The 20,541-nt window shown below is 65.4% G+C and carries 14 protein-coding genes; 8 read left to right on the top strand and 6 right to left on the bottom strand.

Annotated features, from left to right (window positions below; translation table 11 throughout):
- The first annotated feature begins 5 nt into the window (after nt 1-5).
- From pdhA to ACQPZ2_RS19705, 4 genes are all read left to right on the top strand, one after another.
- Nucleotides 6-1,073, top strand: a complete 1,068-nt coding sequence (pdhA, locus tag ACQPZ2_RS19720; RefSeq protein WP_433526879.1) for a pyruvate dehydrogenase (acetyl-transferring) E1 component subunit alpha — start codon at nt 6-8, stop codon at nt 1,071-1,073.
- 40 nt (nt 1,074-1,113) lie between these two features.
- A complete protein-coding gene (locus ACQPZ2_RS19715) occupies nt 1,114-2,097 on the top strand; it encodes an alpha-ketoacid dehydrogenase subunit beta (RefSeq protein WP_433526878.1) in 984 nt (327 codons plus the stop codon).
- Nucleotides 2,098-2,108: 11 nt separating this feature from the next.
- Complete coding sequence (locus ACQPZ2_RS19710) at nt 2,109-3,377, top strand: dihydrolipoamide acetyltransferase family protein (RefSeq protein ID WP_433526877.1); 1,269 nt, start codon at nt 2,109-2,111, stop codon at nt 3,375-3,377.
- 94 nt (nt 3,378-3,471) lie between these two features.
- Complete coding sequence (locus ACQPZ2_RS19705; protein WP_433526876.1) at nt 3,472-4,380, top strand: bile acid:sodium symporter family protein; 909 nt, start codon at nt 3,472-3,474, stop codon at nt 4,378-4,380.
- Here ACQPZ2_RS19705 and ACQPZ2_RS19700 read toward each other — a convergent pair.
- From ACQPZ2_RS19700 to ACQPZ2_RS19685, 4 genes are all read right to left on the bottom strand, one after another.
- Nucleotides 4,358-4,789, bottom strand: a complete 432-nt coding sequence (locus ACQPZ2_RS19700; protein ID WP_433526875.1) for a MarR family winged helix-turn-helix transcriptional regulator — start codon at nt 4,787-4,789, stop codon at nt 4,358-4,360. The genes ACQPZ2_RS19705 and ACQPZ2_RS19700 overlap by 23 nt on opposite strands.
- Before the next feature lie 44 nt (nt 4,790-4,833).
- The gene (locus ACQPZ2_RS19695) at nt 4,834-6,462 is read right to left on the bottom strand and encodes an MDR family MFS transporter (protein ID WP_433526874.1); all 1,629 of its coding nucleotides are present in this window, start codon (nt 6,460-6,462) and stop codon (nt 4,834-4,836) included.
- Nucleotides 6,463-6,606: 144 nt separating this feature from the next.
- Complete coding sequence (locus ACQPZ2_RS19690; protein ID WP_433526873.1) at nt 6,607-7,107, bottom strand: hypothetical protein; 501 nt, start codon at nt 7,105-7,107, stop codon at nt 6,607-6,609.
- A 549-nt stretch (nt 7,108-7,656) separates the two neighbouring features.
- Nucleotides 7,657-8,784 (bottom strand): hypothetical protein, encoded by a 1,128-nt coding sequence (locus ACQPZ2_RS19685; protein ID WP_433526872.1) that lies wholly within the window; start codon nt 8,782-8,784, stop codon nt 7,657-7,659.
- A 590-nt stretch (nt 8,785-9,374) separates the two neighbouring features.
- Between ACQPZ2_RS19685 and ACQPZ2_RS19680 the strand changes: the two genes are divergently transcribed.
- A complete protein-coding gene (locus tag ACQPZ2_RS19680) occupies nt 9,375-10,799 on the top strand; it encodes a CHAD domain-containing protein (protein WP_433526871.1) in 1,425 nt (474 codons plus the stop codon).
- Nucleotides 10,800-10,807: 8 nt separating this feature from the next.
- On the opposite strand, the gene ACQPZ2_RS19675 is transcribed toward ACQPZ2_RS19680, so the two are convergent.
- Nucleotides 10,808-14,101: a protein kinase domain-containing protein gene (locus ACQPZ2_RS19675; protein ID WP_433526870.1), complete on the bottom strand. Its 3,294-nt coding sequence runs from the start codon at nt 14,099-14,101 to the stop codon at nt 10,808-10,810.
- A gap of 251 nt (nt 14,102-14,352) precedes the next feature.
- Between ACQPZ2_RS19675 and ACQPZ2_RS19670 the strand changes: the two genes are divergently transcribed.
- Both ACQPZ2_RS19670 and ACQPZ2_RS19665 read left to right on the top strand, forming a co-directional pair.
- Nucleotides 14,353-16,608: a serine/threonine-protein kinase gene (locus ACQPZ2_RS19670; protein ID WP_433526869.1), complete on the top strand. Its 2,256-nt coding sequence runs from the start codon at nt 14,353-14,355 to the stop codon at nt 16,606-16,608.
- 47 nt (nt 16,609-16,655) lie between these two features.
- Complete coding sequence (locus ACQPZ2_RS19665) at nt 16,656-17,558, top strand: class I SAM-dependent methyltransferase (protein ID WP_433526868.1); 903 nt, start codon at nt 16,656-16,658, stop codon at nt 17,556-17,558.
- 21 nt (nt 17,559-17,579) lie between these two features.
- Here ACQPZ2_RS19665 and ACQPZ2_RS19660 read toward each other — a convergent pair whose 3' ends face one another.
- Nucleotides 17,580-19,736: an acyltransferase family protein gene (locus ACQPZ2_RS19660; RefSeq protein WP_433526867.1), complete on the bottom strand. Its 2,157-nt coding sequence runs from the start codon at nt 19,734-19,736 to the stop codon at nt 17,580-17,582.
- A gap of 218 nt (nt 19,737-19,954) precedes the next feature.
- On the opposite strand from ACQPZ2_RS19660, the gene ACQPZ2_RS19655 reads away from it, so the two are divergent.
- Nucleotides 19,955-20,365 carry a hypothetical protein gene (locus ACQPZ2_RS19655; protein ID WP_433526866.1) on the top strand — a complete coding sequence of 137 codons (411 nt, stop codon included), beginning with the start codon at nt 19,955-19,957 and terminating at the stop codon, nt 20,363-20,365.
- Nucleotides 20,366-20,541: the final 176 nt, after the last annotated feature.

The raw sequence follows: 20,541 nt of genomic DNA, 5'->3' as shown, positions 1-20,541 counted from the left end.
CCACCGTGACCACGACCGCCGCACCCCGTAAAACCACGTCGAAGGCCGCGGCCCGCAAGGCATTCGCGGGTACCGATCCCGATACCCTGCGTGGCTACTTCCGCGACATGCTGTTCGTGCGCCGCTTCGAAGAGCGCACCGCCCAGGGCTATACCCAGGCCAAGATCGGCGGCTACTGCCATCTCAATCTCGGCGAGGAAGCCACCGTCGTCGGAGTCGCCGCGGCGATGCGCCCGACCGACTACCTGTTCACCAACTACCGCGAACACGGCTACGCGATCGCCAAAGGCATCGAACCCGGCCGGGTGATGGCCGAGCTGTACGGCCGATCCACCGGCACCTCCAAGGGGTGGGGCGGCTCGATGCATATGTTCGACACCGCGACCCGGCTGCTCGGCGGATACGGGATCGTGGGCGGCCAATTGCCATTGGCCGTCGGCGCCGCACTGGCGATCGACTACCGCGGCGGCGACGATGTGGTGGTCTGCCAAATGGGTGACGGCACAACCAATATCGGGGCATTCCACGAATCGCTGAATATCGCGGCACTGTGGCATCTGCCCGTGGTGTTCCTGGTGATCAACAACCAGACCGGCATGGGCACCACCGTCGAACAGTCCTCCGCCGAACCCGACCTCTACAAACGGGCCAGCGCGTACCGGATGCGCGGCGAACGAGTCGATGGGACCGATGTTCTCGCGGTGCGGGATATCGCCACCGAGCTGGTGGAAGCCGCCCGCCGGGAGGGAAAACCAGCCCTGCTCGAGGCCGTCAGCCACCGACTCAAGGGGCATTCGGTGGTCGACCCGGCGAAATACCGCAGCGCCGAGGCGGTTTCGACCGCGCGTGAATCCGATCCGGTCGCGCGGCTACAGCGCGAGCTGATCGCCGCCGGTTTCCTCGACGAGGACACCGTGGCCGCTATCGAAGCCGAGGTGCGCGAGGGAGTCGACGCCGCCGTGGCCTTCGCCGACGCCAGTCCACACCCGGAGCCGGCGAGCCTGTTCGACTACACCTACGCCACCCCGGTGGCCGGTGAATCCCGACGGCTGCCAGCCGATCCGCTGTTCTGAAACACTTCCCGCGACCGCTGAGGACACCACCGTGCCTGTCATGACCTATCGCGAAGCGCTGCGCGAAACCCTGCGCGAGGAGATGCGTCGCGATGACGACGTCCTGCTCATCGGAGAAGAGATCGGCATCTTCGAAGGCTCCTACAAGATCACCGCGGGACTGCTCGCCGAATTCGGCGAAAAGCGAGTGCGCGATACCCCGATCGCCGAGGAAGGATTCGTCGGTGCGGCCATCGGCGCGGCCATGCTCGGCCTGCGCCCCGTCGTGGAACTCATGACGATCAACTTCTCCTTGCTGGCGCTGGACCAGATCGTCAATCACGCCGCCAAGATCTACGGCATGTTCGGCGGACAGACCAGCGTGCCGATGGTCATCCGCACTCCCGGTGGCGGCGGCCAGCAGCTGGGCGCCACCCACTCGCAGAACATCGAGCTGTACTACGCGTTCGTGCCCGGACTCAAGGTCGTCGCCCCCAGCACTCCGGCCGACGCTCGGGCACTGCTGCGCGCCGCGATCGAGGACGACGACCCAGTGCTGTTCCTGGAGAACCTCGCTCTCTACAACACCAAAGGCGAAGTGCCCGAGGATCTTCCGCCCGTCGCGATCGGCAAGGCAGCGATTACGCGTCCGGGGACCGATATCACCCTGATCGGCTACTCGCGCATGGCGACGATCGCCACCCAGGTCGCCGAACGCCTGGCCACCGAAGGGATCTCGGCCGAGGTCATCGACCTGCGCAGCCTGCGGCCCTTGGACCGCGACACCATTGTCAGCTCGGTACGCAAGACCGGCTGCGCCGTGGTCGCCGAAGACGACTGGCTCACCTACGGCATCGGCGCGGAAATCGCCGCTTCCATCTCCGACGGCGCCTTCGACTACCTCGACGCACCGGTCCGGCGAGTCGCCGCCGCGGAAGTGCCGCTGCCCTACGCCAAAACTCTCGAACAGATCGCGCTGCCGTCCGCCGAATCCCTGTACACCGCCGCCGCGCAAACACTCGCGGCCGTCGGCCGACGCCGCTGAGAGGACTTCACATGCCCGACATCATCATGCCCCGCCTGTCCGACACCATGGAGGAAGGCGTCGTCGTCGCCTGGCTCAAGCAGGTCGGCGACAAGGTCAGCCGCGGCGATATCCTCGCCGAAATCGAGACCGACAAAGCGCTGATGGAACTCGAAGCCTACGAGGACGGCATTCTCGAACAGATTCTGTTCGAACCGGGCTCGCGGGTCCCGATCGGCAATACGATCGCGCTGATCGGCGATGGAACCGGGTCCGCGGCGGGCGGCTCTGCCGGACCGAACTCTGCTGCCGAAAGCGATGTGGCATCGAGTGATACGGCGAAGGAACATGTAGTCCCGCCGGGACGCGGTGGTGCGCAAGATAATCCGATCGACGCCGCCGGAACTGTTTCCGCGGCGACAGAGACCCGAACTCACAAGAAGTCCTCACCACTGGCCCGCAAGATCGCCCGCGAACTCGACGTCGACCTCGCCACCGTAACCGGCACGGGCCCCGGCGGACGAGTCACTCGCAATGATGTCGAATCCGCTTACCGCACTAGCGAATCCACTCCTGCCGCACCGCCGGCAGCATCCGTGACCGCCTCGGGCGACTACGACGAGATCCCGCTCAGCACCATCCAGCAGGTCTCGGCCAAACGCCTCACCGAAAGCAAACAGCAAGCCCCGCACATCTACTTGACCAGCGCAATCGACGTCACAGACCTCCTCGCCTTCCGCGCCGAGATCAACCGCACCCTCGAACAAGCAGGCAAAACCAAGGTCAGCGTCAACGACCTACTCGTCAAAGCGGTCGCCACCGCACTGCGCACCGACCCGGCCGTCAACGTCTCCATCGCCGACGACAAACTCCTGCGGCACCGTGGAATTCACCTCGGCATCGCCGTCGCCACCCCCGCCGGACTACTCGTTCCCGTCGTCCGCGACGCCGACCGCAAGAGCGTCTCCGAAATCGCCACCGAAACCCGCGACAAAGCCGAACGCGCCCGCGACCGCAAACTCCGCGCCGACGAAATGAGCGGCGGCACCTTCACCATCTCCAACCTCGGCATGTTCGGCATCGAACAATTCACCGCCGTCATCAACCCGCCGGAATCCGCCATCCTCGCTGTCGGCGCGGCCAAAGACGAACTACACCTCGACGGCTCCCAGATCGTCACCCGCAGCATCTTGCGCGTCACCCTCTCCGCCGACCACCGCGCAATCGACGGCGCCACCGCCGCACGATTCCTCCAACAGTTGACCGAACTCCTGGAACACCCCTTGCGCATCATCGCCTGACCGGTCGATCTCGCTGAACGGAAGGACGAGACCACCGCACCGCCCCAGCCGGATACGGTTTCCGCGTCCACTCCAACGCGACGGAGGAACACCGGTGAACTCACCGCTCGTATCACTGGCTCTGCCACTGGCTTTGGCCGTGATCATGTTCGGGCTGGGGCTCTCGCTCAGCGTCGACGATTTCACCCGCATCGCGCGCCAACCCAGGACGGTCGCTATCGCGCTGGTGTGTCAGCTGCTCGTCCTTCCGGCGATCGCGTTCGGTCTGGTCCTGCTCTTCGATCTACCGCCAACCCTTGCCGTCGGCATGCTGCTGCTCGCGTCATCGCCGGGCGGTACCACGGCCAACCTGCTCAGTCACCTGTTCGGCGGTGATGTCGCACTCAATGTGTCCCTCACGGCCGTCAATTCGATGATCGCGGTTGTCACCGCACCCCTGATCACGAACTTCGCGATCGACTATTTCGAACCCGAAGCCGGTGCGAGCGGACTGGGCCTGCAGTTCGGCAAGGTGATCCAAGTGTTCGCGATGATCCTGATCCCGGTCATCGTCGGCATGCTGGTGCGACGGGTATCCACCGACTTCGCCGACCGGATGAACCGGCCGGTACGCATCGGCTCGGCGCTGACCCTGGTATTCGTCATCGCCGCAAGCGTGATCAGCGGTGCGGCCGACCTGCCGGGATATCTCCTCGACGTCGGCGCGGTCACCTTTGTCTTCTGCCTGATCAGCTTGACCGTGGGCTACTTCGTTCCGCGATGGCTCGGCGTCGACATCCGCCAAGCGATAGCTTGCTCGATGGAAATCGGTATCCACAACAGCGCCATCGCCATCACCATCGCCATCAGCGTTCTGGACAGCACCGAAATAAGTGTGCCCGCAGGGGTTTACGGCGGAATCATGCTCCCGGTCGCGGGCGCTGTCGGTTGGCTCATCACCCGGCGACACGCCGCGGTGCGGACCGAAGAGGGTGACGGTCTCAGTCGCCGAATTCCGCATTGAGGCGGTGCAGGAGTTCGGCGAGTGTGGCCAGGTCGGATTCGGGCCAGCTCGACAGTCGTTCGTGCAGCACTCGGCGGCGGGCGGCGCGGGTCGCGTCCAGCCGCTGTTTGCCGAGCGCGGTCAGTGCGAGCAGCTGGGCGCGACCGTCGTCCGGATCTTGCTGCCGGTCGATCAGTCCGAGCTCCTCGAGTGCCGAAAGTTGGCGTCCGGTGGTGGCTTTCCCGATGCGGAAGTAGCTGGCCAGGTCGCTGGGACGGCTGGGCCCGACGGCGTCGAGCCGCATCAGGAAGGCGTAGGCGGCGGGTTCGAGACCGGGATGGACGCGTTCCGCGGACTCGAACGAGGTTCTGCGGCTGCGCCGCACCGCCACAATGAGCTGTTCCTCGATCTCGTCGATCGTGTCGTTCACCGTCTTACCCACCTCCACAGCGCCGCGTGAAGCATACGGGTTACTCAGGAGTGGCCGACTTTACCCTCGGTCCGTGGTCCTGCCGCTTCGACTATGGGGTCCGGGGCATTTGTGGTGCGGAGCGGGACCTCTCGGATGAACAGGACAGCGACCAGCGCGAGCACGGCCAGCGGCGCGGTGCAGAGGAAGGCATCGGCGACGCCGTGTCCATAGGCGTCTTCCACTACCGAGCGGACCGGGGCCGACAGCGCGGACAAGCTCGGCAGGCTGCTACCCGAATGAACGCCGCTGCCGGGGATCCCCAGCCGGGCCAAGCCGGTTTCTGTGTAGTGGGTGATGCTGTTCGCCATGACCGCACCCAGTGCGGCAACACCGATCGCACCGCCGAGGGATCGCATGAACGCGACGGTCGCACTGGCCGCGCCGATTTCGTGGATGCGCACTTGATTCTGTACGGCGAGTACCAAGTTCTGCATGGTCATGCCGACTCCGGCGCCGACGCAGAACATGTAGACGGCCAGCAGTCCGTAAGGGGTGTCGGCGCGGGCGGTGCCCAACGAGGTGACACCGACCACCATGAGCACACTGCCGATGACCAGGACGATCTTCCACCGACCGGTCCGGGAAATCAGGCGTCCCGACACGATCGACACGATGGCAAGGCCGAAGATCATCGGCAGGGTGAGCAGGCCCGCCTCGGTCGGTGACGCATCCCGGGCAAGTTGGAAGTACTGGCTCAGGAAGGTGGTCCCGGCGTACATCGCCACACCCGCGACCAAGGAGCCCACGACCGCCAGCACGATGGTGCGATTGCCGAACAGGTACAGCGGGATGATCGGCTCGCTCGTCTTCGACTCCGTCAGCAGCAACAGCGCGACCAAAACCACTGCGCCGCCGATCATCACGCCGGTCTGCCAGGACAGCCAGGCGTATTTGTCGCCAGCGAACGAGATCCAGATCAGCAGCAGCGAGGTGGCGGCGGCCACGAGCAGCGCTCCGAGCCAGTCCACCGAAGTCTGCCGTTTGACCATCGGCAGGCGCATCGTCTTCTGGAGTACGACCAATGCGACCGCCGCGACCGGGATGCCGATGAAGAAGCACCACCGCCAGCCCAGCCACGAAGTATCCACGATGGCACCGCCCACCAGCGGCCCCACCACGGTGCCGACGGCGAAGAGACCGCTCATGTAACCGCCGTAGCGACCGCGTTCGCGGGGCGAGATCATGACCGCCATGATGGTCTGGGTCAGCGCCGTCATACCGCCCGCGCCGACACCTTGAATCGCCCGCGCCGCGATCAGCTCTCCCACATTGGCAGCCAGACCCGCGATGATCGAGCCCACGACGAAGATGACCAGGCTTATCTGCACGAGAAGTTTCTTGTCGACCAGATCCGACAGTTTTCCCCAAATCGGCGTGGTCACCGTCATCGCGAGCAGGGTCGCGGTGATCACCCAGCTGTAGGCGGTCTGGCCCGCATGCAGATCGGAGATGATCGTCGGCAGCGCGTTCGCGACGATGGTCGAGGACAGGATCGCGACGAACATGCCGGTCAGCAGTCCGGTCAGCGTTTCCATGATCTGACGGTGTGTCATCGGAGCGCCGGGCTCGGCGTGCTTGTTCAGGTCCGGCGTGGCGTTCTGCTGGTCCGCGTCCTGCAAATTCTGCGACAAGGCAGGCCTCACTCTCTCGTGGCGCTGATGCGCGCGGCACCGGATTGCCCGCTGAGTGGACGTCACCGCGGACCCCGTAGATAGTTGCTCGGGGCTACCATATCAGACTAGTTGCCCAAGGCAACTAGTCGAGGACGGGACCAGCTACGACAGGAGACGTCCGGCCGCGTCCACGACGGGCGTTTCAGCTGTTGCACGCCGGGAGAAATGGTCCGCACCGTGCAGCCACGGTTTGGTTGTGCTCAAGAAGATCGAGGTGTTGAGGACCATCAGCAGCAGGCACAGCGGGGGAACCGCGCCGATGATCGCTTTGGCGGACAGCGAAAGCTCGCCGGGATCCGTTGCGTTGAACGCGTTTCCGAGGACCCCGGCGGCGACACCACTCAGCAGGAGAACCCCGAAGTACAGCCGGATGATTCCAGTCCGATACGGCAACGTTCCGACCATCACGTAGCAGTAGGCGATCTGAAAGACCGTGAGGCCGACCACGATCGGCCACAGCCACGCGATGGTCGACGGTGTTCCGGCCAACCGTGCCAGATGATGTGCGAACGCGAAGGAGGCGACCGCCGCCACCGCAATCAGGATCGAGGCGGATACGACAGCGACTCTGTTGACCGAGAGTCGCTCAGTCCATGGGTTCATCCGTTCCTCCGAGTTGAGAAGACTTGAGAATGGCTGGAATCCGTCGCCGCGGACATCGAAGAGCAACAGCTGGCGAAGACGGCGGCGACCGATGGGGCTCGTTGCCCCGCGATCCCCATGTTGAATCGAGCGATATCAGCTGGGGCAGTGGGCAATCCAGGTTCGCGAGCGGCTGGCGCAGATCGCACCGAGCGTCGCCTTCCTGCCTGGCTCTGGGTGTCGTGCCGTCGAGCAAGTCGCGTGCCCGGCCGGACGTGCCTGCTTACCTGTGCTCGGCCGATAGCCGCGCGCGTTGGATTTTCAATGCTTCTACCGCCGTGCGGGTCTGGCGTAGTTCGGCGGTTTCGGCGACACGAGCGACGATCGCACTGGTCACGACGGGCCCCTTCGGGTCTTGTCTCTCCTCGGTGCAGCTTTGGCTCGCACAGTATGCCCTCGGCATCACACCGACACGCGGAATACCGACATTCGTCGGCCACCGGACTGATTGCCGCAAGTTGCGGGCTCATGGCTCTGACAGCCTGGCCCGCAACCTGTTCGGCTGTTCGATCAGGACTTCTTGTACAGCTTGTAGATGGCTTCGTTGTAGGTCGTCATCATTTTCGCGGCCTTGGCAAGTCCGCCGAGCGGGTCCTTGGTCTGGACCGAGCCGGATTGTTCGCTGGCCGCGTCGGCCGCGGCCGCGGCGAACCACAGGATGTTCTCGAGGTCCGCGGGCGGAATTTCAGCGAAGTCGGTGACGATGTCCTCGAAAACGAGCGGCGACTCGACGACCGTCTTGACGAACGATTCGGTCGCCCTGATTGTCAGCGGCACATCGGCGCCGATGAGTGTTCCGTCCAAAACCGTACAGCCCACGAACTTTCCGGCCGAGTCGATACATCCCTTGAACGGATTGCGGAACAGCACCGGATCGAGATCCACCGGGTGGCAGGCCAGGAAGTGTTCTTCGCCCGGTGTCGCGACGAGCACGTATTCCGTCTCGTACAGGCTGATGCCACGGTCGAGTGCGGGCATGGCGGACACGCCCTTGTCGCGCAGGCTGGCGATATCTATGCAAAGCAGATACGGCGCCCTGTTGATGATGTTCAGGACATTCTTGTCGCCGCCCGCCGATGCGGCGGTACCGATGAGTGCGCCGATGTTGCGGCAGAACGATGAGGTTCGCACGTGCGGGCTCTTCTTCTCGTTCCCGCTGCTGTGCGCACCGATGATCTTGATGATTTCCGAGATGGCCGTCTCGGCACCGATCGAAATCTTCTCCTCGTACGGCGTCGCACTGAAGCGCCAGATGTAGTGGCGGTCAGGGTCATCGAATTCGGTGTAATGCCGCCAGCCGTGCGTTTTCGTGTAGTCCATCCAATCCTTATGGGAGCGCCACAGATCCGTGAGCCCGCCCGCGAGTACCGCTCGGCCGCTGTCGTGCAACCACTTCAGGTGCCGTTCGGCAGCAGGCGAGAAAGTGGATGCGGCAGCGGGTTGTTGTACTACCGACGCTGTCGTCGGCTGTGCCGGAACCTCCGTCTGCGCCTCCTTCTCGGGCTTCTTGGCACGGACGACAATCTTGAACTTCGATTTCGGTTGCTGGTGCTGGATCAGCTGCCCCGCAGCGGGTTTCGGTGGCTGACCGGATGTCGTCACCGCGTTCTCCGTCGACTCCGGAAATGAATGGGTCATGACTGCTCCTCCGATGAAGTCCGGCACCGCGGGGCGCACTCTCGCCCCCGAGCCAGGATCGCACCCGGACGCCGTCGACTCACCGAATTCGCGACCGATGTTTTTCCGGTTCTTCACACCGAAGATCAACTGCCGCAGCCGATTTCGTGGACAAGCGAAGTCGACCCGCTCGTGTCGCCGCCAGCTCCAGGATCGCGATATCACCCAGACCGTCACCGGCGATCGGTGTTCGACGCATGCCTGAGCACCGCCCCGTGCGATGGTGGTCGCCGCGTCGGAGTTGTCCGAAAGCGATGGGTTCCGGTCGACGATAGTGACCGCGATCGACGACCGGGTAGGCGTGTCGGCGGAGAGGAGCATTCGGTACAAGGCCGTGTTCGACTTCGTGATCGCAGGCGATGATCGGTAACGGTCCACGAGCAGCCCGAGCAGAAGGGCGATGCGCGCCGAACCCGACGTGCACCGCAAGATCGAGATTTTCATCCACGGTCCGGCACCGCGGTCGAGACCGGCCGAATACGCGACGAGATCGATCTCGATGAGGGCGATGCCGACTGTTTCACGTGCGGTGCGCCGGGAACGCCCAATTCATGGAGGAAGTACTGGAACGTGAAAGCAAATGGGAGGTCGACGGGGTCTTTTCTCTTCCGGCATTGGACAACCTCGTCTCCGACAGTCGTATCGAAAAGACGTCGGTCGAATTGACCAGCACCTATTTCGATACAGCCGAGCGAGATCTGCTCGCTCACAATCTCACCCTGCGCCGCCGGGAAGGTGCCGACGAATCCGGTTGGCAGTTGAAAGTTCCGCACCCGAGCGGTCGCACCGAATTGCACGCGCCGCTCTCGGAGGAACTGCCGCCCGAGTTCATCGAGCTGGTCACCGGCGCGGCACTGGGTAAACCACTGCACGCGATCACCACGATTCACACGCTGCGCAATCGCCACCGTGTACTCGGGCCGGACGGCGAATTGATAGTCGAAGTCGACGACGACATCGTCGATACGACACCAGCTGACGGAAGTTCCGTTGCCTGGCACGAGATCGAGGTCGAACTCGGCCCGCGGATCGACGCTGTACCCGAGGCGCTGGTGGACAGTCTTGCCGAGGCGGGCGCACGCAGGTCGGAGTTTCCCTCCAAGCTGTCTCACGTGCTGCCCGCGCAGCCGAGGCCGGTCACGGACACTGCGGCGGAGCGCGCCGTCTATGAATACATGGCCGCGCAGATCGACATGATTTTCGCTGGTGACGTCGCTTTGCGCCGCGGCCGGGAACCGATCCACGACACCCGTGTCGCGACGCGACGCCTGCGCAGCACCCTGCGCGTGTTCAAAAGGCTGTTCGACCGCACCGCCATCGGTGCTGTCGAAGACGAATTGAAGTGGTATGCAGGGTTGCTCGGCGATGTGCGCGACTGCCACGTCCAACATCGCCGTCTGGCCGACCAGGTGCACAAACTGCCGCCCGAACTCGTCCTGGGCCCGGTCGCCGCGCGCATCGACGCGACGATCCTGGCCCGACAGGTGCCCAGCCGCAACGCACTCGCCGAGGCCATGGACTCGACTCGCTATCTGCAATTGCTCGCGACCCTGCATGCCTGGCAATCGCACCCGCCGTTCGACAGGCGACTTCGCAAACGTGAACTCGCGAAGCGGGCTCGCAAAGCCACGGCCAAAGCCGATAACCGGCTCGCGACCGCCCTACACGACCAACAACACGCGTCGTTGCACCGCGCCCGCAAGGCCGCCAAACGAGCCCGCTACGCCGCCGAACTACTGGAGCCCGCGGGAAAACGCAAGCAAACGAAGTCGAACATCAAGTACTACAAGAAGATTCAAAGAGTGCTCGGCGACTACAACGACGGCATCGTATCGTCGCAATTCCTGTGGCGCACCGCGACAACCGCAGGCACCGCAGCGGGCGAGAACGGCTTCACCTTCGGCCTGCTGTACGCGAACGAAATGCACGCCGCCGACGATGCTCGGCATAAGGCCGCCGAAATCGCCACGAGGTGACTGTGCGGTCAAGGAGTCGCTTGCCGACCTTCGTCCACGATCCAGGCCGCGATCTGCGCGCGGGAGGTGAATCCGAGTTTGCTCAGGATGTGTTCGATATGTCCTTCGGCAGTGCGTTGCGAGATCACCAATTTCGCCGCGATTTGCTTATTGGTGAGGCCTTGGGCAACGAGATCGGCGACCTGCTGCTCGCGTTTGGTCAATTGCAGTCCGGCGACGGCGGGCGTGACGACTGGTGCTTCTCCTAGTGCGTACGCCACCGCGGCGTTCATTCCCATGGATTGGCCGCGCCGGAATGCCGCATCGAATCCTCGGTCACCAAGCGCGCGACGCACCGTGCGCTCGCATTCGTCGTGCGCCCGGGATAGCTCCGGGAAAAAGATCGAAAAGCCAGAGGCGGACCGCAACAGATATTCCACGGCGCCCATCAGGACAGCCGCGCGCTCACCATCACGATCGGCCGCGATCCAGGCCAGCCCCGCGAGATCGAGGGCCGTGACGAGAGGGCTGCGCGCGTACCGACTGACCCGCAGCGATTCCTGCAGCAAATGCTGTGCGTCCGACCACTCGCCTTGCTGCCATACGACAATGCCCTTCGCCCCCAGCGCGGTCGAGCGAAACAGCGATTCACCGCACGCCTCGGTGACGGAAAGAATCTGCTCATGACACTCGACCGCCCGCCGCTTATCCCCGTGCACAGCGTGTGCCCAACCGAGATACACCAACGCCGCAACATAACGGTGTCCCCGCCGATTCGAGCTGAACAGTTCGACGGCACGCTCGAAGCAGGGGATCGCGCGATCGGGTTCATTCCGAAACAGCGCCAGGGAGCCCTCGGCCTCGGCGATCAGTGCCTCGTTCATGGGACTGGGATCCTGGTCGGCCAGTGCGCGCGCTTCTTCGAGTAACACAGCTGCCGACTGAAGATCCCGCTGCATCGCGGCGGCGGTACTGCTGTCATGAAGCGCCCTGACGCGGACGGGTATCGACTGCGCGGCGGGGTGGGCAAGGGCGCGGGTGAGCCAACGTCTGCCCTCACCGTACAGACCCCGAAAGCCCCAGAACCCGGCAGCCAACGCGCTGGCGGTGCGTAGCCCGGCTTCAGCCGATTCCGCACTGTCCTCGGACAGGCAGAACTCGAGCGCATCCCGTAGGTTGGGGTGCTCGCGTTCGAGCCGGGTCAGCCAGTAGGGCTGCTGGTCGCTGATCCACTCGGCCTCGGCATCCAGCGCCAACCGCTCGTACCAGTCACGGTGTGCTCGACGCAGCTCCTGGTATTCGCCGGACTCTTGTAGCGTCTCCCGACCATAGTCACGCATGGTCTCCAGCATCCGGAAGCGCACGTCGTCACCGAGCGTCTCCCGGTTCACGATCGACTTGTCCACCAGGGAGGACAACGCATCCAGCAATCTCTCCCGCTCCAGGTCCGCACCGCACACCCCTTCGGCGGCATCGAGTTCGAAGCCCCCGGTGAACACCGACAGCCGGGCCCACAGCCGCTGCTCGTCCGGTGTACACAACTGGTAGCTCCAATCGATACACCACCGCAACGTCTGCTGCCGCTTCGGCGCGGTACGGCTGCCACGGGTCAGCAGCGCGTATCGGTCGGTGAGCCGCGCCAGGATCTGCTCCGGCGACATGGTGCGCATCCGCGCCGCGGCGAGTTCGATCGCCAGCGGCAACCCGTCCAGCCGGGCACAGATCCCGGCCACCGCGGCCTTGTTGTCATCGGTGAGTTCGAAGCCGGGGACAACCGCCGCCGCACGTTCGGCGAACAACGTCAACGCGTCGTATTTGGGCAGTCCACGCAACGACGGTCCACTGTCGCCGCCCGGAGCGGTCAGCGGCAGCACGCGCAACACCGCTTCCCCCGCGATGTCGAGCGGCTCGCGGCTGGTGACCAGAATCCGCAGGCCCGGACACGCCAGCAACAGTGTTTCGACCAGTTCCGCCAACGCCTCCACAACCTGCTCGCCATTGTCCACAACGAGCAACATTTCCCGGGAACACAGGAACTCGACCAGCACGTCCCGCATCGGTCGGGCCGAATCGTCACGCATGCCCAGCGTGGCCGCCACGACGCCGATCAGCAGTGCCGGGTCGCGCACATCGGCTAGTTCGACCACCCACACCCCATCGGCGAAATCGCGTCGAGCATTCGCCGCGGCCCGCAACGCGAGGCGGGTCTTGCCGACACCGCCGATCCCGGCCAACGTCACCAGCCGCGACACCGCCAGCAGGTTCTTGATCTCCGACACCTCGGCACGGCGGCCGACGAAACTGGTCAGCTCCAGCGGCAGCTCACCGGTGTTGGCGCGACCCCCCGTTGTCTGCGGCGCAGCCCATGTCTGCGACGGCGGCGTGTGCTCGCGCGACCCGCCCTCCGGTGTCCGCAGCGCCATCTCGCCCACCTGATATCCGTGACGCCGCTGTACCTGCCGGATGGCCTCACCTACCGCAGTCGCCGACGGTCGCTGCTGCGGATCCCGGTTCATCGCCGATTCCACCACCGCCGCCACGTCATCGGGAACGCCACCCTCACGCAAGTCCGGCACCGGCTGACTGGTGATCCGCAAAAACTGCGCCACCACCTGCTCACCACTACGCCGCTCGAACGCCGCATGCCCGGTCAACGCACAAAACAACGTCGCACCCAGCCCATAAACATCCGCCGCCGGTGTCGCGGCCTCACCACCGAGCACCTCCGGCGCGGTGAACGCCGGGGACCCGGTCAAAATGCCCGTCGCCGTCTCGAACCCGCCCGACATGCGCGCGATACCGAAATCGATCAACGCCGGCTCACCGTAATCGGTCAGCAGAATATTGCCCGGCTTCACATCGCGATGCACGATACCCAGCCGGTGCGCACTCTCGAGCGCACCCGCGATCTTCACCCCGACCCACAACACGGTGTCCACCGGCACCGGGCCCCGCCGACGAACCCACGCATCCAACGAATCCAGCGGGAAATACGGCATCACCAGATAAGGATGGCCGCCCGCGGTGACACCGACCTGCAACACCGTGACAATGTTCGGATGCGCGGTCAGCCGGCCCATCGCCTGCTGCTCGCGGAAGAACCGCTCCCGATTGTCCTCGTCCAGCTGATCGGTCAGCACCTTCACCGCAACCGTGCGATCCAACGCCACCTGTCTACAGCGATACACCACCCCGAAACCACCGCGGCCGATCTCCTCAGCGTCCTCGAACCCGCACGCACTCAACTCCGCCGCGACGGGCATGCTCACGTCACGTTGGGTCCGCGGCGCATCATCGCCGACCATCAGCGGCGTGCGATCCACTCGGCATATGCACCGATACCGGGCACCATCTGCTCACCCTTCCGACAATGCCCAGCGTATCGCCAACAAAGGTGAGCGGTCCGCCGGTTCGCATCGCCAGTTCCCGAGGGCCCGGTTCACCGAACGAGGTCGGGGGTGGACAAATGGGCACAAGGGCGAAAGGCTGTTGGTGAAGTGCCAGCTACTCGCCGGAGGGGTCCGATACCCCCTCGGTGCGGGGCCCGGGCTCGACCACTTCGAAGCGAGCGACGATGGATCAGAACCTCGGCGCGAGCACACCCGGCGCCGGTGTCGCCCGCGCGACGGCAACGCAGACCGCGTTGACGACCCTGGTTGCCCAGTTCGCCGGGGACTGGAAAGCATCGAGCGAACCGCCCGATCTGTCGGCGCACCTGCCCGTCGAGCCCGCGCTGCGGCGGACCACGTTGATCGAGCTGATCAAAGTGGATCTGCACGAACGGTGGCAGCGCAGCGACGACGCGCTGCGCCTTGCCGACTATCGCGAACAGTTCCCGGAATTGGGCGCTGCCCCGTTGCCGCCGGATCTCATCTATGAGGAGATCAGTGCTCGCAGCTGCCGCAACGACGTCGACCTCAGTGAGTACGAGCACGACTATCCGGCCCAAATGGCCTGCATCACCGAGACTTTCGATGTCGGCGGCCTGCGCAGCACGCTGCTGGCCGACCCAAGGGCACTCGATGCCCTCGAGGCCATCGGTACGGGCGCCTCCGTCGACGATTTCGATCTGCTGCTGCCACTGGGCCGTGGCGCCTTCGCGCGCGTATTCCTGGCTCGGCAGCGATCGATGAGCCGGCTGGTGGCAGTGAAGATCTCCCGCGACCGCGGCACCGAACCGCAGACACTGGCCCAGCTCGACCACGACTACATCGTCCGAGTCTTCGATCAGCGTCAGCTCGCCGAACAGCATCTGAAGCTGATGTACATGCAGTACGTACCCGGCGGCACCCTGCTGGGTGTGCTGCGGCAGCTGCACAGCACCCCACCGGTACGACGCAGCGGCAAGCTGCTGCTGCAGGCCATCGACGCCGCCACCATGAGCGGCGGCGTGCTCGAGCCGCAGCACTCGCCCGCGCGCGCGGAACTGGAACAGCTGACCTGGCCGGAGACCGTAGCCTGGTTGGGCGCTCGGCTGGCGACCGCGCTCGATTACGCCAATCACCATGGCGTGCTGCACCGCGACATCAAACCCGCGAATGTGCTGCTGACCGCCGACGGCCAGCCCAAACTGGCCGACTTCAACATCAGCTTCAGCCGCCATCTGCCCGGCGCGAACCCCGTCGCCTACTTCGGCGGCTCCCTGGCCTACATGTCCCCCGAACAACTCGAGGCCTGCCACCCCACCCTGGCCACCACTGCCGCCGATCTCGATACCCGCAGCGACCTGTACTCGCTGGCTGTGGTCCTGTGGGAACTGCTCACCGGACGGCGACCGTTCGACGACGGGTTCGGAGCAGGCGAATCGGAGCAATCGCTGCAGGCGATGATCGATCGACGCCGACGGCTCGTCGATGCGAACCTGGAGGCCGATCTGCCCCCGGACTGCCCGGCCCTACTGCGTCACGCACTACTCACCTGCCTTGCGCCCGACCCCGCCGACCGCTACCCCGGCGGCGCCGAACTGGCCCAGCAGCTGGAATTGAGCCAGGACCGGGCCGCCCGCGACCTGGTCGACCCGCCCGCACACAGCCTGCGGGCACGGTTACGCATGCGGCCGATCCCGGTGGTGATTCCGGCAAGCATGTTCGGCCAGGTCGCCGCGGGACTGTATCTTTCGGCGCACAACGTCCGGCTGATCCAACTCCAACTGGGCTCCGAGGCTGCCGGGAGGCTGACCCACCTGGGGTATGTGGTGATAGCGATCTCCTATCCGGTCGCCATCGCCGGCCTGCTGTACTGGTGCCGCAACGTCTTTCTGGTGCCCGATGGCCTGCGCCGGGGCAAGCAATTCGACGAGGCCACCCTCGCCCGGGCGCGCGCCGACACCCTGGCCTGCGGCGACCGGATCGCGGCAGTCGCGTTTATCGGATGGATCCTGGCCATGGGTATCTTCGCGGTGAAGCTGCTGTCGCTGGGGCCGATACCGGCCGGGCTGCTGGCGAATCTGATTGCCTCGAGCCTCGTCGCGGCCGCGGTGGCGGTCGTGTACACGTACTTTCCGGCCACCTTTTTCGTCTTGCGCTGGTACTACCCGGGATTGGTCGCCGCCGGTCACATCTCCCCCGACGACGCCCCCCGGCTGCATCGGCTGATCCGGCGCAGCCGCGTGTATCTCGGTGTGGCAGCATCGGTTCCGCTGATCGGCGTGTCGCTGGGGCTGATATTCCTGACGCCGCATCAGCAGCACACGGTGATCGGCTCGATAGTTGCCCTCTGTATCGGTGGGCTCGTCGCGTTCGCCGTCGCGCTGCGCACCTTCTATGCCCTGCAATCGGATCTGGCGGCCCTCGAGCGCATCCTGAACCCGCGTTACCGTACCCACACCTGACCGCTGAACAACCTGCCATTGATCGCTGACACCATGGGGTGATATTTATGCGAACGGACGGAGACAGCTGGGACATCGTGACGAGCGTGGGTCTGACCGCTCTGGGCGTCGCCACGTTTCGCGCACTCGAGACGCTCGATCCCGAGCCGATGATCCACGACGACTATGCGGCGTGGTTCGTCGAGGCCGCGGGTGAACCGCACTTTCTGCAGATACTGGAGCAACCGGCGTCGGCGGGCGCGGGCGGATTGTTCGGGCGGTTCATGGGAGTTCGGACAAGGTTCTTCGACGAGTTCTTCGCCGCGGCGTGGCAGCAGGGTATGCGGCAGGCGGTGATCCTGGCATCCGGTCTGGATGCGCGGGCCTATCGACTCGATTGGCCCGCGGGCATGGTCGTCTTCGAGATCGATCAGCCTCGTGTGCTGGAGTTCAAGGACCGGGTGCTCGCCCAGCACGGCGCCGTGGCCAAGACCGATCGGCGCGCACTGGCGGTCGATCTGCGCGACGACTGGCCCGCCGCGCTCACCACCGCGGGCTTCGATCCGGGGCGGCCCGCGGCCTGGTCGGCCGAGGGGCTGTTGCCGTTCCTGCCGGGTTCGGCACATGACGCATTGTTCGAACGCATCGACGCCCTGTCCGTACCCGGCAGCTGCGTGGCCGCCGACGACTTCGGCCGCGGCATGGATCAGCGCCACTTCGATATGGAGGAAAAGTTCTTCGGCCCCAACCCGTTCGGCAACTTGAACGTGCACGACCTGTGGTACGACGATGCCCGTGCCGATCCCGGGGACTGGCTGTCCCGGCACGACTGGTCGGTCCACCGGGTCAGCCCCTTCGATCTGGCCGCCACCTACGGCCGCCCGATCACCGACTTGCCCACCGACCTGCCTGCCGAACTGCTCGACCGGCTGCAGCAGGCGGCCTACGTATCCGCCGAGAAGCACCGGTGAACCCTGACCTGCGTGGCCGGCTCAGCCGTTGGCGAGTGCGCGGTCGGCGAGTGCGGCGATGATCGGTCCGAGTGTTCTGGCGTAACTGACGGTGAGGTGGTTGTCGTCGCGGTACACCAGGTTGTCGCCGATGATGAGGGGGCAGCTGGCGGCAGTACAGAACAGCGAGGTCAGATCGGCGTACTGACCGCCGCCGGTGGTAGCTGCCGCCCGCTCAGCCGTCATACCCGCGTCGTCGACCGCGTCCGGCCGCAGCGGCGTGCATGCCGCGGCATTGTCGATATGTTCGGACAGGCACGCGGGCACGGTGGTGTGCGGATCGGGGATCGACCCGAGAACCAGGACCGCCGCCCCGGTCGCTCGCAGCTGGCCGACCAGGCGGTTCAGGCTGTCGATCCAGGCCTGGTCGTAAGAGACGAAGCCGAAGTCGGCACCGTAGCGCCGGGACATGCTCACCACGATCAAGCGGGGGCGTTCGGCCTGCAACCTGGCCAAGATCTGGCCGCGCCACTGCTCGCATTCGGTGTACTCCCGGCCCAGATAAGGGCTGGTGATGGGCAAGCCGAGCAACGGACAGGTGACCTTGGCCATGGTTTCCAGCCGCCAGTGCCGCTGCGCGGCGATCGACTCGAACGCCGGATGCCACATCGCGGCGTGTGAATCGCCGACCAGGGCCACTGTCGTAGCCGAGTCCGGATCACCGGAGGCGCACTCGGCCTGTCCCACGTCACGCCACGATCGCACGCAGCCGTCGACGAACACGCTCGCCTTGTCGCCGGGCGCGTCGGCCAGCGAGGGGGTGAGATTCGAAGGGACAGTATGGATTTCGGCCGCCGCGGCGACTGCGGCCTGCGTCTGCGCGGTCAGCTGCCGGACCGCCGCGTCGTACGCGTCCGCGCCGGAGGTGGCCGGTGTGGCGAGCGTGAGCGCCGCGGCCGCCGCGCCGCGGCCGACCGGGACGGGAGTGAGCACGAGCAGCATCAGTGCGACACCGCCGGCGACCGCGGTGATCACGCCGCCACAGACGAGGCTGCGTGCGGTCGACCCTCGCAACGGGGCGGCGAAGCGAACCGGATTCTCGACCAGCCACAACGTGAGCATGGCGAGTCCGCCTGCCATCATGACCGCGCCCATCGAGCCACCCCGTCCGAGTTGGTGGCCGAGCACGTACGGCGCCAGCAGCAATACCGGCCAGTGCCACAGATACCAGGAGTACGACACGCGGCCGATCGCCCGCATTACCGACACCGCCAGTCCGCGGCCGACCCCGAATCGTGTTTCCGCACAGCCCGATACGATCACCAGGGCGGAACCGAGAACGGGCAGCAGGGCCGTGGTGCCCGGATACGGTGTCTTCGCGTTCAGCTGGGTACACGCAGCAGCGATCAGGGTCAGACCGATCCATCCGGCTGGGGCGGCGACCGATTTCGGCAACCGGGACCACGCACCGGCCGACAGCGCGATCATGCCGCCTGCCCCCAGCTCCCAGGCCCGCGTCGGCAGCGAGAAGAACGCCCACGGCGGCAGCGTGTGGGTCCAGGTCAGCGAGATCGCGAAAGAGAGCGCGGCGACAATCGCAAGCACGACCAGGTACGGGAGGACAGCGGCCGATCCGATTCCGCGCCGCCGCGCGAACCACGCCGTGCCGGCTATCAGTGCGGGCCACAACAGATAGAACTGCTCCTCCACACCGAGCGACCAGAAGTGCTGAAACGGCGACGGAAGCGTGTCGGCGGCAAGGTAGTCGGTGCCGTGCAGCGCAAGCCGATAGTTCCCCGCGTACAAGGCGCTGGCGATCCCATCGCCCAGGACCTGGCGAGCCTGCAGCGGCGGCAGCAGTACCGCCGCGCCGATCGCCGTCGCAACCACCACGACACCGGCTGCGGGCAGCAGGCGGCGGGCCCGCGCGCCGTAAAATCGGAGCAACCCGACGGTATCGGCGGAAGCCGCTTCCCGCCAAAGGATTCCGGTGACGAGGAATCCGGAAATGACGAAAAAGACGTCGACACCGATGAATCCGCCCCCGAGCCCGGGCGTGTTCGCATGAAAAAGCACAACGGCGAGTACGGCGACTGCTCGTAACCCCTCGATGTCGGGCCGAAATCTCCCGCGCGGTGTCGCATCGGGCGCCTGATCAATCCCCCGATTTATCAATCCGCCGCTCGCCGCCACCGTCATGCGCGGCATTGTTATCGGTATCGCTGGCTAAGTCACGGCAACTCACCGCGCGCCGAGCGCCCGACCTCGATCTTTCGGCACCACAGGCAGATCGGGTTCGGCATCGGGATTTCACTGTGCGCCGAGCGCGCGGTCGTCTTCGACGCTACTGTGGTCCAGCCCACAATCATGGCCGACTACCGCGCGGCGGAAGCGCGGTCCATCCAGGGAAGGCAGCCGTGTCGCGAACGATTCTCTACCCATCCGACGAGTTGATCCGCACCGTGACCGCCACCTTGCTCGGAGCCAACGAGCAGTCGGACTCGACACCCCTCTTTTTCGGCCTCACCCTGGCGGGTCCGGATCAGATCGGTGTTCTCACGCTGCCGACATCGGCTGATCCGCCGTTCCAGGATCTGGCGACGCTGGTCTTCTCGCGGGCGCCCCGTAAGACGCTGTGGGGGTTCGGATTCCACGCGGAAGCGACCCTGATGCGGACCGCCGACGCACGGGGAAATCTCTGGTCGGCATCGCGGAAGCGCCCCGGCGCCGATGTCGTGGAAACATTCCGGTCGGCCGATCACGGTGTGCCGGACGATCCGATCGATCGAGAGCTGTGGGTCGCCGCACTGGCTCTCGCAGCGCTCTGAGCAAACGGTGAGCGCCCTCCACCGGATGTGACCCGTGTGACGTCATGACACTGGTGCCTGTGATTTGATAGGGCACAAATACTCCAAAATCGATACCTTCTCGCTTTGTTCGACACTGGTCCGCCAACGGTGTGCCGGGATCCGGCCGGGTTCGTGGGTTTCGGCAAGACCTGTGG

It is taken from the genome of Nocardia pseudovaccinii (genome assembly GCF_050942345.1).
GTDB lineage: Bacteria > Actinomycetota > Actinomycetes > Mycobacteriales > Mycobacteriaceae > Nocardia > Nocardia pseudovaccinii.
This window is presented reverse-complemented; position numbering and strand designations above follow the sequence as displayed.

Excerpts from the sequence above, each read along its gene's own strand:
- ACQPZ2_RS19680 (WP_433526871.1), top strand. The coding sequence starts at position 9,375 with ATGGAGGAAGTACTGGAACGTGAAAGCAAATGGGAGGTCGACGGGGTC.
- ACQPZ2_RS19665 (WP_433526868.1), top strand. The coding sequence starts at position 16,656 with ATGCGAACGGACGGAGACAGCTGGGACATCGTGACGAGCGTGGGTCTG.
- ACQPZ2_RS19670 (WP_433526869.1), top strand. The coding sequence starts at position 14,353 with ATGGATCAGAACCTCGGCGCGAGCACACCCGGCGCCGGTGTCGCCCGC.
- ACQPZ2_RS19710 (WP_433526877.1), top strand. The coding sequence starts at position 2,109 with ATGCCCGACATCATCATGCCCCGCCTGTCCGACACCATGGAGGAAGGC.
- ACQPZ2_RS19685 (WP_433526872.1), bottom strand. The coding sequence starts at position 8,784 with ATGACCCATTCATTTCCGGAGTCGACGGAGAACGCGGTGACGACATCC.
- ACQPZ2_RS19660 (WP_433526867.1), bottom strand. The coding sequence starts at position 19,736 with ATGACGGTGGCGGCGAGCGGCGGATTGATAAATCGGGGGATTGATCAG.
- ACQPZ2_RS19690 (WP_433526873.1), bottom strand. The coding sequence starts at position 7,107 with ATGAACCCATGGACTGAGCGACTCTCGGTCAACAGAGTCGCTGTCGTA.
- ACQPZ2_RS19715 (WP_433526878.1), top strand. The coding sequence starts at position 1,114 with ATGACCTATCGCGAAGCGCTGCGCGAAACCCTGCGCGAGGAGATGCGT.